Consider the following 12,359-nt stretch of genomic DNA (forward strand, 5'->3'; position numbering starts at 1 on the left):
CCCATGCAAACAAATGCCGAATCAGTAGAGCTTCATGTCATCGTTACCACCGAGCTGCCCCAGGGCGCTCTGCATCAACTCGATCAAGATGTTGCCGGGGTCTACTCGGTGAGCGTGGATTCGGGCCTCTCGCAGGGCATCCAAAGCGGGGTCGCCCTGGACGTGTTCCATGACAACCTGCCAATCAAGGTGCTGGATGACTTCAACATCACGGTGATCGACCCCGTAACCGGCATGGAGTTGAGCGAAGCTCATGACTATGAGCATGGGTCACAGCGCAGTGCTGGCCGCTACAACGGCAAGGTCGACAGCGGAGAGATGGGCCTGAACGGCCCTCAATTCTGAATCTGGCCCGGCGCGGGGCCCGGGCTACGCGCCGGATCCACAGGAGAGGAACTGCTTCTGCGCGGAGAGGGACTCCGGCGAGAGCAGATCATCATGGCCAACGGCGCCCACCCTCGCCAACCAGGCCGAATATTCGGGCCAACGGTCCCTGTCTACCAGCGGCGCCGGCGCCGGCGAGAAGCCGAGGGCGGCTTGCCCACCCCACCGTTGCGCGACATCTTCCAGGCCGCATCCGCCTCTCAGAATGCAATGCTCAACCGCCTGATCCAGCCAGCCCTGCCAACGCTCGAAATCGACGCAGTGCACACGGCCGTCAGCCTCCGACAAAAGGAAGCGCAGAGATCGATCAGGCTCTCCTGGCCATTGGCCCAGCGTGAACGCGAGGCGATCCTCATCAGGAGCATGCTCCTCAGCCAGAAGGGCAATCACCGCTACCCGCGGCGGGATCACCAGGTGAACGGCGTCAGGATGCGCCCCATCAATGACCACCACCGTGCCGGCACCAAGCCGGAGACCAGCAGCGTCTGTTGGTGAACAGCGCTGCAGCTTCCCAGGAAACTCGCTGGACACCGCTAGCCATAACTCCTGAAAGCCATCATCCCAACCATCGGCACCCAAACACCAAACGACCCGCCGCAGGCCCAGCGACAGGGCCAGACGCAGAACCTGAAGAATCACCGATCGCTTGGACGCGATATCAGCGCCCAGGAAGTAGGCGTGACGCCTGGCGGCAGACAGCTGTACACCGACCAACCCAGAGGTCGTAGGTAGAGGCAGTCGAAAGAATGGTTCGTGACGGCCGCGGATCTCATCTGGAACATCCGTCCACGGGCCTGTATAGCGACGTATACCGTGACGGAGTGAGGCGACATCGAGCGCACGATGCAAGGGCGCACCTTCCGCTCTTGCGATCCTCTTCGCATCCTTCTTGACCTGGGCCAGGGTGGCCCCAGATGGGAACCGGAATACCGACATGGTGGATCCTTATCAGCAGAGCGATCACTCCCCCTGCATGCATGAATCCACAGCTTGATGCTGCATATCCAGGACCTAAACCGGTCTTCGCGCATAACGCGCAAACGCTGGGGGCGCTTCGAAATAATTCAACGCAACGTTAGCGCATCGCAGGCGCCGGAAACTCCACAACCGGGGCTTGTGGCAGCACACCGATCAGCGAAGCGAGAGCAGCTTCAGTGAAGGGTGACTCGCGGCAGTCCAGCGCAATCGCCGAGCGGATCACAGAATTATCAATGAGTCCTGCTGAGCGGCGTGGGGTGCGGAGCACCGCCTGGCTATCGACAGACGGCAACTCATGCACCCGAGCGCTCACTCGCGGCAGCAGCCCATGGTTTGCTGCCACCGCCATCAGGTGCTCATCGACTGTGAGGGTTCTTGCCTCTGGTCTGAAGATCAACTCATCGAAGGCCTGGCTTTCAGCCATCGACAAGGCCTCGCGCGCCGAAGCCCCTGCTGCAATCTGAGGATGAACATCGGCCAAAGCACGGGCGATAACCTCCTGATACACCTCATCAGTCAGCCCATCAAACAGGCACGATGCAGCGACAACGGTGCCGTGCGGGCAACCAGCGAACACTGGAGATTGATAATCCAGCAGGAGGTTTGCACGGATACCTAGATCTGGCGAGGTCTGGTCATAAACCTGACCTCGCACAGACACCGACGTGATCACGTCAGCAGCGCAGAGCAGCAGGAAGACATCGCGCCCGGTGAGGCGCACTTCTGATCGGTACATTCCTAGAGCCGCCCGAGTTGGTACTCGACCTCAGTGGCCAGGTCAACGACGGCTTCGCCGGCGCTCACCAGGGTACGCTCCGCAACGTCCTCGAACAGAGCCACCACCGCCCCCTCGGCAGATACCGCATCGGAGAGATGCAGCGCCTCGCGGATCTCCTCGGCTACCGTTTCCTGGAGGTATTCCTCCGCGGCGTCGAGCCCCATCTTCAGAGGGTTGAGGTCATTCAGTTCGCGCTGGATACGCTCTGCCTGTCGGCGCTCAGCCACCAGCTTCTCCGGGCTGACGACCATGCCCGATACCTTCACTTGCGCAGGGCGCGGGTGGGGTTGCGGCTCTTTGTAGGAGACCTGACGCCGCATGACTTCCAGACGAAGATCCATCGGCAGCCGGAGCATGGACTGGAGCGGATAGGCTTGGATCAAAAATGCATTGGGTTTCGCGAAGAGCTCGCTCAGCTTCTGGCTTTCGCTCTTGGGGATCATCGATGGCGATCGCATAAGTGCTCTCCTGTTGGGCCATGACAACATCTTAGCGGCGATACGCCATCAATCAAGCTGTTTCACTATCGCATATGCATTAGGATATATTCGCAGCGGCGCCAGGAGCCAGAACCTGGAGCTCGTGGAAGTGACTGGCAAGCTGCTCGTCGACCCACGCCTCATAAGGCTCATCGACCCCAGAAGCCAGCCACTCACTGCGGGGATATTCTGAAATCTCCGCATCATCGGGCACCTCCCCCTGCAAAAGGATCGGACACTGGCCGGCAACGGCCGAAGCATGATTGACCTCGGCGATCGCCTCCTGGTTGATGAAGAACCCACCGTCACCGTCCCGAACGAGCACATTCAGGAGCCCCTGCAGGGCACCAAGGGCAGAAGGCTTCGTCTCCGACTCAGCTTGCACCCAGATGCCGCCGCCTTCTGGTGATGATTCGTTGAGCCTGACCAGCAGCTGCCCATCATTCGTCGGTTCAACTTCACCACCACATTCATCCGCAACAACCTGGGCCAGGCGCGCCAAAAAAGATCGATGTCGCTGCTGATCCCACCCCTCGCCCATCGCCGCCGGCGAGCGAACCAACCCGACAAGGATCCTCAGTAGATCCTCCTCGCCCAGCAACATCGGCTGGTCAGACATTTGAAGCTTGCGCATACCCACTCCTAACCTGCACGCAGCTGCAGCACCACCGCGGAGGTGATGGCAGCTATGGCGACATATTTGCAAAAGACGAAGAACTCTCGATATTTCTTCTCGTTATCGCGCCGATCGTAGTGATCGATCAGCGCGCTGAAGCATGCAACTCCACCCGTGAGCGCGCCGACGACACCCAGAACCACCGCCAAGCCGTCCCGCAGGTATATGCCTTCCTTGCGGCCAGGCAGATACATCTCACCGTCCAGGAAGCCATCAAGAGCCCACCATGTGAGCGCCACACCAATGACCAGGAAAATGATCCTCTCGGCCGGCGCATACTGATTAGGTACGAACACTATTCCCCCTTCTTTTCAGATAACCGGCTGTCCAAGCCCGAAAGCAAACTGATGCACTGCTGCCGCCCATCACCTGTACCGACACGCTGAAGCAGCGTGGCGTGCCGCTCGACAAACTCTCGCGTTTTTTCACTCCAATTGATCGGCAGCGCCTGCAGATGCCTCGCGTCGACCATCCAAGCTCGCCCGCTCCTGCGCTGACTCACATCGAGGGCATGCTGCAGGTGCTCGCGAAACTGCGCAGCACCCCAACCGTTCACCCTGCACATGTGCGACGCCGCGAACCGAAACTCGGCCTTGCTGCGCGCAGTACCTACGTGAGTCGCCAGGTGACACCAAGTACACAGCGCCTGCAACGAGGTCAGCCGTTGAATGCCAGTCACCTCGTCAAATGACCAGCGCTCGTGGCATTCCAGACGCCCGCTACGAGAACCGCAAACTTCGCATTGATGAGCCGCTCTGGCGGCCACAAAAGCGGAACAAGACCGCCACTCAAGCCCGGTCAGCTCCGCCTGCAGGTTCGACAGCCAAGCCGAAGTGGGTACGAGATCCACATAAAGGCGGCCATCACTCAAACGGCCACGAACCGGCCGCGTAGGACTCGCGGCACGCAGCTCGAAGCCATAAGGATCGTCACCACCTCTTGTCATTGAATATCGCTCGCCATCGTAGCTATCGTTATTCTATTGGAACTACTTTAAACTAATTCGCACGATCAAACAGCCTGCATGCCGATGAAGAAGAAGCTCGACCATCAAGAAGCACTTCGCATGAGCGTTTTCGCCTACCGCGAACAGCTCAAGCTACTGCGCGAGCACGAAGCTACGGCAAGCCGCGCCCCTGCACTGGACCTTAACCCGCTCGGGACAGAACCAATCGCGCACGAAGCGCAGAGACGCTATGAGCAGCTGCAGCAGGAGACCTACGAGGCCCTGACTAAAGCGCTCTACTGCCTCGGCATGGCCTCCGTTGAATGGATAGCGCCACGCCCAGACCTTGGGCGATTCAAGGGGGTAATCCAACCAGCGTTCGCAGCCGCCAGCACCTATCGAACCATGAATATCGACGGTATCAGCGTCCTAACCTCTGATGGCCCCTTCATCAGCGGCCTTGCAAAACGCCTGGGCATCACTTCCGCCGAGATCTATCAAGAACCGGTGAAGCGAGTTTCTGCCTTTGAGAAAGCCTTTTGGCTGATCACCGAGCGAATGCACGAGACCAACAAGGAGGCGTCTTTCCAAGACGGGAGATAGATGCTGACCAGACGAAGCTTCATCCAACTCGCCCTATCCTCTTCCACTGCCCTGGCCTTCCCAGGTCTGGCCGAATCGCAAGAGACCGACTGGCGCCTAAAGGCACTGGATCGTGATCGATATCTGAGCCTGGTGCGACCAGACAGCGGTGAGCGCGTGACGGCTTGCTACTGGCGACGGAATAGCGGCTGGAACCTGGAAGGCTACCGACAGGCGTGCTGGCTGCTGCGCGACGTGAAGTACAAGCAGGCAGTAGCCATGGATACCGGCCTACTGGACACGCTTTTCATCATGCAAATGTGGCTGGCCACATACGGCAAACAACACGATATCCACGTCCTCTCTGGCTACCGAACTGCTCAGCACAACGCGACACTGGAGGGAGCTGCCAAGAATTCGATGCACCTCTACGGCAGAGCTGCAGACATCCATATGCCAGGGGTATCACCCGTCCTCCTCTCGAACATGGGGAAGATGCTAGGCCTCGGCGGTGTCGGCCTTTATGCGAAAAGAGGATTCATCCACGTTGACCGCGGCTCCGTAAGGAGTTGGTCAAGCTGAGCCTGCAGCCATGAAAGGAGCTCACATGCCCGACCTGCATAACACCGCGAATCCTGAGATCCAGAACCCATTCAAGCCAGATGAGAAGATTCGGCTCTCTGAGCTCATGGGCATCATTGATGAAAAAAACGAAGCGTTCGTGGCGGCCGATGCCGCATCTGAGCACGGCACCGACCCTACGGGGGACTTGAATCGACTCCTGAACCAACTCACCGCCGCTTTCACCAACGAGACCGACAAGGCGATCTTCACCGCCGAAGCGATCTGGCGCTACATCGGCGAACAGGATGACATCGAGATCAGCTTCGCCCCAGGAATGTAGTCCCCCACCCATAAAAAAGCCCCTCAAACGAGGGGCCAATCACAGCACAACACCTACCTTGCAAATTACTCGTTCACCGAATCTTTCAAGGCCTTGCCAGGCTTGAAGCTCGGGATACGGCTGGCCGGGATGTCCATCGACTTCCCGCTCTGCGGGTTGCGCCCGGTACGGGCCGCACGAGTCTTGACGGCGAACGTGCCGAAGCCGACCAGGGATACGCTTTCGCCACGCTTGAGCGTGTCGGTGAGGGTATCCAGTACCGCCGCCAAGGCTCGGCCGGCGTCGGCCTTCGAGAGACCCGCTCGATCAGCAACAGCGTTGACGATATCCGATTTGGTCATGTAACCACCCTTCTGTGTTGTTTACCTGTAGAAACCTATGGATTTATTCTGCCGTAATTGCAAAGAAAAGCAAACTACAGATTTCACAAACGATTGTCTGAGCAGCTACAGCTTGATTCTTGGCCAAAACGCGCGTTTTTGCTATCGTTGGCCTATTGCAATCTCTAATATATACACCGATGCGAAAACGCGCCGCAGATTCATCACATCGCACGCAGGCGAGCCTGCTCACCGAGGTGCTAGACCAGGCCAGCAAATCTGCTGCCGGAATGGTTCTACTCCAGATATCACCCGACGGCATGGATGAAATCGCCGCACTTCGCGACCTCTTGTCCGGGCGCGCAGCAACCGCATCCATACGCATGCGCTCCGATGCCCTGGCCGACCAGTACGGGCTGATCACACCTCCTGCGCTCCTGGTCACCCATCAAGGCATCCGGATTGAAGCGCGCCTCTGCGAGAGCGGAGAGGCCGTGTTCAGCCCAGAGATCAGCCACGACCAACTGCTTGCCGCAACGCAGCACGACATCGCCACCGCACTCATCACAGAGGGGCCGCACCCGTGAGAAAGGGACTTTCCGCCACCGCCATTACCCAAGTGCTTGATGAGTGCTTCCAGCAAGAGTACGGACGCCCCGCCAACGACCGGATGAGGGATAAATTCGTCAATGCAATTCTCACCAGGGACGCCGTGGCGCTGGAGTTCATTTCAAACGGACTCAACGAGGCTTCCAAACGCGCGTTCTGCAGAGTGACCGGCATCGCCCTACCACCCCAGCAGGGCCTTACCTGGAAAGCCATCAGGGCCTGGGGCGGCATAAGCGATGAGCAAGAGCGACTGCGAGTTGCCACTGATCGACTTGAAGCGCAAATGGAACGGCTTCAAGGAAAGATGGATGTCGAACAGTCAATGGCAGCGCTGAACGGCCTTCTCGACCAGGGCTACAACCGCGTTGTACACAGCGACCGCAAGTACCTGCTGGTCAACGAAGAAGGCCGCGGTTACAACCTAAGCCAGCGCGGAACCCTGCTCCCTCAGGCGCGCCACCTGCTTGAAGCAATGATCGAGGAGCGAGAGGCGCGCGCTGCGCTAGCAGCAAGTACCGCGCCGGCGGCCACCGGCGATCACACCGAGCTCTGCACTGCCCCCGACTTCAGGATGTAGCGAAGTGAGAGCCCCGCACACCCTCGAAATAGCCGCCTTCCACGGCACCAAGCATCACTTCGAAACCTTTGAGGCATCGCCGCGCGGTCATTTTGGCTCGGGAATCTACATGGCGGACCGCAAGGCAGCCGAGGAATATGCCGGCCCAGACGGGATCGTCATGAGCCTGGCGGTGACCCTGGCCAGGCCCTATCACTACGCAGCGACATTTGACCACGATCTGGATTTTGACTCTGCAGCGGTAGACCTTGTGCGCCAGGTGCTCCCTGACCAGGCTGACGCACTGATCCGCGCATCCATGCATTCTGACGGCTTGCTGGACGACAGCATCCAGACCGCCCTGCAGCTGCTCGGATTCGACGGACTCATCGTCACGTACGAGGATGGCTCTCAAGAGATCGTTGCATACAGCCCGCATCAGATTGAGGTGCTGCACTCGACAGGCGAGCCGTACAGCTCACCTCACATCGAAGCCTCAGGCGCCATCTCCAGGTGATACCCAGCGACAGGAAGCGGCGCACGCGCCATCTCAAGGAGATGCTCAAAAGTAACCGGTGCTGACCTCAACTGGCGGCCGTCAGCTTCGATCACCAGCGCGAACTGGCGCTCGTCACCTTTCACAAACCCCTCGACTCCAACCAGGGCTACCTCGCCAGACCCAAAGGTTGCGCGAGCAACCGCCCCTTGCGGGCACTCAATGGCGACGCCTTCCCAGTCAGTCTGCAGCAGCCGCGGGCGATCGCCAAAATTCATCCAGTGGCCACCACCGACGAGCCAGCATACACCTGCGGTATTTGCCTCAACGAAGCACTCGCGCCCGCCGTCGAAGTGGAACACCAACGAATGCGCATGAGGCTCCTCGGAATAATCCATGACGGCCAGATTGACGACATCTCGATTCTGGACAACCTCGCGCGCGGCCGCCTCAATGACCTCTTCAGGCGTTCCGGGTTCGGCCATAAGCGTCACGTTGACCCCCATCGGCCCGGCCAACTCGCTCCAGTAGGGAATGCCCTCGGCGATCTCGTGACCCGCCCCCCTGGCCCAACGCATCGCGTCGATCAGCGTCGAAGCATTGTGAAAATCGGCGAAGGTTTTCCGGATGCTCATGGCAAGACCTCTGAAAAATGCTGTTATCCTCTGGTCATTCTACATTATGACACTTGTTATTCCATCGCAATTGCGTGCGAATACTTGCAGAGAGATTTTTCAGGAAGGTGAACGACATGCGATCTACCGGCAGCCCAACAAACATTAACTTCGGCGCCCACATCAAACCAGGAGCTCCAGAAACGCTGCAGGCGCAGCGGATTGAAATCGAAGGCGTAAAGCGCGTGCATACGCCCGGCCACGGCTGGGGCATTGAAGTTGACAACGAGACGCCCGAATTTTTCTCTGTCTACTTGCGATCCAAGGAGACCGGCCTCGCCACCTGCGCCGGCGACTTTCAGCACTATCGCGAGGCGCACGAGCATGCTGAAGAGACTCGATACTGGGCAGCCCAGAAGACAGTCACACTCGATCTCCATGATGGCTACTTCAGCCATCTGCGTAGTGGCTTCGACGGATCCATCAGGCACCGCGCGCTGGCGATGGCCACCGCTAATTTCTATTCGGTCGACACCCCCAACACCGAGACACTCTACGCCGCCTACCAATGCCACCTCGCGGCCGATGATGCAGATGAACTGCCGCAATGGCTTCAACTGAGCTCGGCCCACGAAAGCACATCCCTGGAGGGGATCAATGAAATGATTGAGGCCAACGCCGACTTCATTGAGGAACACCTTCAAGCCGTTACAGCCCAGGCCATTCACCAGCTACGGCTCGAAGGGCATGCGATCGTCCGCTTCCAGCCCAGCGAGCTTCATGGTGTCGAACCGCGTTTACTGCAGAACAGACTTGTCGAACTCGGCAATCAGGCAATTGAAGACCTGCGCGAGGACAGCCCGGACGCTCAACTGGACGATGCCGGAGAGGCACCCGCCTACCCTTGAGGCACAAAAAAGCCCGGCAATGCCGGGCTTTTCAAAGCGGGCAACTCACTTGCAGAGCTGCTTGACCTCAAGCCGGCCACACGCGTGATTGGCGGCGACCTGCTTCCAACTCGAACCGCCTACTAACACCCAAAGCCTGGGAGTGAACGTCGTAGCAGTCTGGGCTGCATCGACGTAGAACCCCTGAATGTTGTTGGCCACACCACTGTCGCACATCGATACAGGCGTCGCGTAGACCTCCAGCACGGCCGGAGCCGTACACACCTTCTTGGTGATGGCTACCCCCGTATTGCTGATCTGGAAATCAATATCCGCGCCGCCAGCCATCAACAGCACCGGTGGAGTCGAAACGGTGTCATTGGTCATGTTCGGCGTCGTGCCAACATCGTAGCGTGAGAAAGGGCTCCCGCCGGCGCCACCATTGAGGTTGATACTGCCTGAATAGAAGCCGGCCGCCCCAGCATCATTCCACTGCCAGTCGAGGTCAGCGGCAAAGGCCAAGGCCGGAGTAGAAAGCGCAAGTGCGACAAGCGCGAATACAGTTCGTAGCATCGACATGTCGTCCCCCTCTTGATGTAATTTCAGATACATGTTCCTAGTCTACGCCCAAACGGCGCCCGCGTCAGTCACGATCACCTGAAGCGCGCAGGAAAACCCATCCGCTGCGCATCCACCTCGGTGGCCCTGGCCTGAAACCATTCCATCTCACGCGAATGAACGCCCTCGACTTGTCTCTGCAGGTCGCCGCAGGATGGCGCACCTGGCATCTCAGCCAGCGTCTTCAGCAGGCGCACACCCACATCCAGCGCATCTTGAGCGTGGATCCGTTCATGTTGCGCCACACCATCGGCATACTCCTTCCATAGAGCCATCTCCTCAGGACCCAGGCGAGACCGGACCAACTCCGGCAACACCACAACGAGATCGAGCGCCAGATCAAACCCGCGAATCGTGCACAGCCTGTCCTGCTCCAGTACCTGATACGTCCACTTCCATCCTGCCCGGGTCAGCCCATATGCAATCGAGCCGTGAACATCAAGGGGGGATCGCCTGAGGGAGGCCATCACAGCAGTCCAGCTGTCACCGCTGACCGGATAGGTCTTGAAGGACTGGGTAACAAGGAGCTGCATCCCATCACCCACGGGGATCGAATAGGCCGGGGCACTTCCCCTATCCAAGAGGCGATCACCGAGCTGTTCAATGAGCTGATCATCCTGGCCGGCGAATAACGATGCAGAAAAGAGGCAGAAGGCCGCGAGCGCCACCTGCCTCGGAAAATCTAGCCTCACAGAACCGTTCCGCGCGCTGCCACGGCCCGAGAGGTTTCGGGCAACTGGGCAATGGTCTCCCGGGCGATCGCATCGAACTCCCTGGTAAGCCACCCCGGAGTGCTCTCGGCGATCGCCTCGGAGGTGTTGGAGCCATAGACCTGCAGGCCAGCGTCGACTGCATCGACGGCACCGGCAGGGAGACGCCCCCCAAGACGCGAAATCTCGTGCGCTGCAATCCGCGCGCTTCCACCAAGCGCCTTGGCGATGTTGCCGGCAACCGGGACCATACCAATGGCAGCCGATGCATAGTCGTAGCCATTCATGTCCGAACCATCCAGATTCTTGCCAGACAGAATCATCCCCAGGCTCACCACATTGCCCAGAACAGGGACGCTGGTTACCAGATCTTGGGTGACCTTCGACTTGAAGAGCCCCTTAGCAAAGCCCAGCAGATTGCTGTTGGGGTTGGCGAAAGCCTGGAATGCCTTATCCGCCGCGAAACCCCGCAAATCCTCGAACAGCGCTTGGCGAATCGCACTGTCCCCAGGGTTCTTCACCACCTCAACGGCATTGGCCATCTTATCCAGAGCCCAGTTGGATAGACCTACTGGCTGAGTGTTCGACCTGGCATTGGCGACGTACTGACCGGGAGCCATCGTGAACACCTTTCCGGATAGGTTCGTGACCTGGATCTTCCCCGCGAGTTGGCCTGTTGAGATCGTCTGGGCGGCAACGCCGGGAGCCAACAAGCTGTATTGATCCAGGGCATCTGGCGTAGTTCGAACCTGCTGTTCGGATGGCGCGGATGCCCAGCTATTCAGGTTGGAAGCCAGAGCAGCGGGATTACCCAGCACCTGAGGGTTGGTGAGTAACCTGGGAATGTCGATAAAGCCTTGGGTACTTCTCATTAGATCGGAGCCGCCGGCCTGGCTCATGGCTTGGCGGCTGAGCGTGCTACTGATGGCGTTGACAGCGCCACCAATACCCTGCCCTTGCATGCTGGCTCCAAAGCCTGGCAGGGCGGTCTCTACCAACGATGTACCCAGCTGCTGTACAGCCAGCTTCTGTGGCGGCAAACCCGCCTGAAACAGCATCTGCTTCTGCTTGTCGGAGAGCGCCTTGGACAGGTTCGGGTTGAGCAGGCCATCGTTCAGACCTTGCAGCGTCCATATGGCAATCTGCAAATCACCCTGCTCACCTTGATAGCGCTTTGTCGGGGTAGGCTCCCCCAGCCGGTTCTGCTGGATGAGGTTGCGGTAAATGGTCTCGTATTCTGGCGACCAAACAGCATCAGGGGCGATCAGCTGCATCGCTTCGCCAGCGTAAGGACGATCAGGACCTGCCTTCAGGCAATAGCCGTTGAAGCTCAAGTAGGCTGTCTGCCCCGGCTGAATCTGATACGAGGACTGGATCCGCTGAGGCTTCATGCCTTGCGCTGAACGGACGGAACCGGACTCAATCAGGTCGACGTACTGCAGCAGCTCTGTCAACGAGGTGGAAAGCTCAATGAACTGTTCGCGGGTGTAGTTCGTGCCAGCCAATTCGACAGCGTTGCGGGCGCTATTGAAACGGGCGAGACGGCGCTGATACTCCGGCTGGGAATAGCCGACTTTGCCGGTGGCCACGCCCTGGGAGATCGATCGCGCAATGCGTGCCTCAGTTTGTTGGGCGTCAGACAAAGCCCCCTTGTGATCCGGGCTGGTCGGCAACAAACCGCCAAGCCCGCCGGACACCTGCCCCATGGACGTGCAGCCCACCAGCTGCAGGGCCATCAGCGTCATAGCCACCCCTTTCCGTACTGCGCCGTTCAGCATCTTCATTCCTGACTGCTCCTGGTGTCGATCACTGCCCATCCTCG

19 protein-coding genes are annotated in these 12,359 nt (G+C 59.1%); 8 read left to right on the plus strand and 11 right to left on the minus strand.

The genetic code is table 11. The features are described 5' to 3' along the window. Positions 1–3 precede the first annotated feature (3 nt). Complete coding sequence (locus ACUTAF_RS24845) at positions 4–345, plus strand: hypothetical protein (RefSeq protein ID WP_430281814.1); 342 nt, start codon at positions 4–6, stop codon at positions 343–345. Positions 346–369: 24 nt separating this feature from the next. Here the strand turns inward: ACUTAF_RS24845 and ACUTAF_RS24850 are convergent, their stop codons facing one another. From ACUTAF_RS24850 to ACUTAF_RS24875, 6 genes are all read right to left on the minus strand, one after another. Beyond that, the gene (locus ACUTAF_RS24850) at positions 370–1,320 is read right to left on the minus strand and encodes a hypothetical protein (protein ID WP_445582575.1); all 951 of its coding nucleotides are present in this window, start codon (positions 1,318–1,320) and stop codon (positions 370–372) included. Positions 1,321–1,459: 139 nt separating this feature from the next. Continuing rightward, positions 1,460–2,098, minus strand: a complete 639-nt coding sequence (locus ACUTAF_RS24855) for a hypothetical protein (RefSeq protein ID WP_445582576.1) — start codon at positions 2,096–2,098, stop codon at positions 1,460–1,462. Between the two features lie 2 nt (positions 2,099–2,100). Continuing rightward, a complete protein-coding gene (locus ACUTAF_RS24860) occupies positions 2,101–2,598 on the minus strand; it encodes a hypothetical protein (protein WP_045666987.1) in 498 nt (165 codons plus the stop codon). A gap of 79 nt (positions 2,599–2,677) precedes the next feature. Next, a complete protein-coding gene (locus ACUTAF_RS24865; RefSeq protein WP_445582577.1) occupies positions 2,678–3,253 on the minus strand; it encodes a hypothetical protein in 576 nt (191 codons plus the stop codon). A gap of 8 nt (positions 3,254–3,261) precedes the next feature. Beyond that, on the minus strand, positions 3,262–3,591 hold the full coding sequence (locus tag ACUTAF_RS24870; RefSeq protein ID WP_034023975.1) for a hypothetical protein: 330 nt from the start codon (positions 3,589–3,591) through the stop codon (positions 3,262–3,264). Next, positions 3,591–4,241, minus strand: a complete 651-nt coding sequence (locus tag ACUTAF_RS24875; RefSeq protein ID WP_445582578.1) for a hypothetical protein — start codon at positions 4,239–4,241, stop codon at positions 3,591–3,593. Before ACUTAF_RS24875 ends, ACUTAF_RS24870 begins: the two co-directional genes overlap by 1 nt. 78 nt (positions 4,242–4,319) lie before the next feature. Between ACUTAF_RS24875 and ACUTAF_RS24880 the strand changes: the two genes are divergently transcribed. The 3 genes from ACUTAF_RS24880 to ACUTAF_RS24890 are packed head-to-tail and all read left to right on the plus strand — an operon-like array spanning position 4,320 to position 5,727. Further along, on the plus strand, positions 4,320–4,844 hold the full coding sequence (locus ACUTAF_RS24880; RefSeq protein ID WP_445582579.1) for a hypothetical protein: 525 nt from the start codon (positions 4,320–4,322) through the stop codon (positions 4,842–4,844). Beyond that, positions 4,845–5,405 (plus strand): YcbK family protein, encoded by a 561-nt coding sequence (locus tag ACUTAF_RS24885; RefSeq protein ID WP_445582580.1) that lies wholly within the window; start codon positions 4,845–4,847, stop codon positions 5,403–5,405. Positions 5,406–5,430: 25 nt separating this feature from the next. After that, the gene (locus ACUTAF_RS24890) at positions 5,431–5,727 is read left to right on the plus strand and encodes a hypothetical protein (RefSeq protein WP_445582581.1); all 297 of its coding nucleotides are present in this window, start codon (positions 5,431–5,433) and stop codon (positions 5,725–5,727) included. Between the two features lie 65 nt (positions 5,728–5,792). On the opposite strand, the gene ACUTAF_RS24895 is transcribed toward ACUTAF_RS24890, so the two are convergent. After that, complete coding sequence (locus ACUTAF_RS24895; RefSeq protein ID WP_034023968.1) at positions 5,793–6,068, minus strand: HU family DNA-binding protein; 276 nt, start codon at positions 6,066–6,068, stop codon at positions 5,793–5,795. A 179-nt stretch (positions 6,069–6,247) separates the two neighbouring features. On the opposite strand from ACUTAF_RS24895, the gene ACUTAF_RS24900 reads away from it, so the two are divergent. From ACUTAF_RS24900 to ACUTAF_RS24910, 3 genes are read left to right on the plus strand one after another with little or no spacing between them, the layout of a single operon-like run. Continuing rightward, positions 6,248–6,634: a hypothetical protein gene (locus ACUTAF_RS24900; protein WP_088192344.1), complete on the plus strand. Its 387-nt coding sequence runs from the start codon at positions 6,248–6,250 to the stop codon at positions 6,632–6,634. Further along, on the plus strand, positions 6,631–7,233 hold the full coding sequence (locus tag ACUTAF_RS24905; RefSeq protein WP_311188640.1) for a hypothetical protein: 603 nt from the start codon (positions 6,631–6,633) through the stop codon (positions 7,231–7,233). The genes ACUTAF_RS24900 and ACUTAF_RS24905 overlap by 4 nt, the downstream gene beginning before the upstream one ends. Positions 7,234–7,237: 4 nt before the next feature. Continuing rightward, entirely contained in the window at positions 7,238–7,729 is a 492-nt protein-coding gene (locus ACUTAF_RS24910) for an ADP-ribosyltransferase-containing protein (RefSeq protein WP_311188639.1), read from the plus strand. Here the strand turns inward: ACUTAF_RS24910 and ACUTAF_RS24915 are convergent. Next, positions 7,696–8,343 (minus strand): hypothetical protein, encoded by a 648-nt coding sequence (locus ACUTAF_RS24915; protein WP_445582582.1) that lies wholly within the window; start codon positions 8,341–8,343, stop codon positions 7,696–7,698. The genes ACUTAF_RS24910 and ACUTAF_RS24915 overlap by 34 nt on opposite strands. A 116-nt stretch (positions 8,344–8,459) precedes the next feature. On the opposite strand from ACUTAF_RS24915, the gene ACUTAF_RS24920 reads away from it, so the two are divergent. Beyond that, positions 8,460–9,230 (plus strand): hypothetical protein, encoded by a 771-nt coding sequence (locus ACUTAF_RS24920; protein WP_445582583.1) that lies wholly within the window; start codon positions 8,460–8,462, stop codon positions 9,228–9,230. A gap of 45 nt (positions 9,231–9,275) precedes the next feature. On the opposite strand, the gene ACUTAF_RS24925 is transcribed toward ACUTAF_RS24920, so the two are convergent. The 3 genes from ACUTAF_RS24925 to ACUTAF_RS24935 are packed head-to-tail and all read right to left on the minus strand — an operon-like array spanning position 9,276 to position 12,321. Beyond that, positions 9,276–9,821 (minus strand): hypothetical protein, encoded by a 546-nt coding sequence (locus ACUTAF_RS24925; protein ID WP_445582584.1) that lies wholly within the window; start codon positions 9,819–9,821, stop codon positions 9,276–9,278. A 41-nt stretch (positions 9,822–9,862) separates the two neighbouring features. Further along, complete coding sequence (locus ACUTAF_RS24930) at positions 9,863–10,519, minus strand: DUF922 domain-containing protein (RefSeq protein ID WP_430281571.1); 657 nt, start codon at positions 10,517–10,519, stop codon at positions 9,863–9,865. Continuing rightward, positions 10,516–12,321 (minus strand): hypothetical protein, encoded by a 1,806-nt coding sequence (locus ACUTAF_RS24935; protein ID WP_430281570.1) that lies wholly within the window; start codon positions 12,319–12,321, stop codon positions 10,516–10,518. Before ACUTAF_RS24935 ends, ACUTAF_RS24930 begins: the two co-directional genes overlap by 4 nt. Between the last annotated feature and the right edge of the window lie 38 nt (positions 12,322–12,359).

Source organism: Pseudomonas sp. SP16.1 (assembly GCF_052682975.1).

Coding starts and splice junctions, on each gene's coding strand:
- ACUTAF_RS24885 (WP_445582580.1), top strand. CDS start 4,845: ATGCTGACCAGACGAAGCTTCATCCAACTCGCCCTATCCTCTTCCACT.
- ACUTAF_RS24860 (WP_045666987.1), bottom strand. CDS start 2,598: ATGCGATCGCCATCGATGATCCCCAAGAGCGAAAGCCAGAAGCTGAGC.
- ACUTAF_RS24915 (WP_445582582.1), bottom strand. CDS start 8,343: ATGAGCATCCGGAAAACCTTCGCCGATTTTCACAATGCTTCGACGCTG.
- ACUTAF_RS24890 (WP_445582581.1), top strand. CDS start 5,431: ATGCCCGACCTGCATAACACCGCGAATCCTGAGATCCAGAACCCATTC.
- ACUTAF_RS24900 (WP_088192344.1), top strand. CDS start 6,248: ATGCGAAAACGCGCCGCAGATTCATCACATCGCACGCAGGCGAGCCTG.
- ACUTAF_RS24895 (WP_034023968.1), bottom strand. CDS start 6,068: ATGACCAAATCGGATATCGTCAACGCTGTTGCTGATCGAGCGGGTCTC.
- ACUTAF_RS24845 (WP_430281814.1), top strand. CDS start 4: ATGCAAACAAATGCCGAATCAGTAGAGCTTCATGTCATCGTTACCACC.
- ACUTAF_RS24925 (WP_445582584.1), bottom strand. CDS start 9,821: ATGTATCTGAAATTACATCAAGAGGGGGACGACATGTCGATGCTACGA.
- ACUTAF_RS24880 (WP_445582579.1), top strand. CDS start 4,320: ATGCCGATGAAGAAGAAGCTCGACCATCAAGAAGCACTTCGCATGAGC.
- ACUTAF_RS24920 (WP_445582583.1), top strand. CDS start 8,460: ATGCGATCTACCGGCAGCCCAACAAACATTAACTTCGGCGCCCACATC.
- ACUTAF_RS24875 (WP_445582578.1), bottom strand. CDS start 4,241: ATGACAAGAGGTGGTGACGATCCTTATGGCTTCGAGCTGCGTGCCGCG.
- ACUTAF_RS24935 (WP_430281570.1), bottom strand. CDS start 12,321: ATGAAGATGCTGAACGGCGCAGTACGGAAAGGGGTGGCTATGACGCTG.
- ACUTAF_RS24850 (WP_445582575.1), bottom strand. CDS start 1,320: ATGTCGGTATTCCGGTTCCCATCTGGGGCCACCCTGGCCCAGGTCAAG.
- ACUTAF_RS24865 (WP_445582577.1), bottom strand. CDS start 3,253: ATGCGCAAGCTTCAAATGTCTGACCAGCCGATGTTGCTGGGCGAGGAG.
- ACUTAF_RS24855 (WP_445582576.1), bottom strand. CDS start 2,098: ATGTACCGATCAGAAGTGCGCCTCACCGGGCGCGATGTCTTCCTGCTG.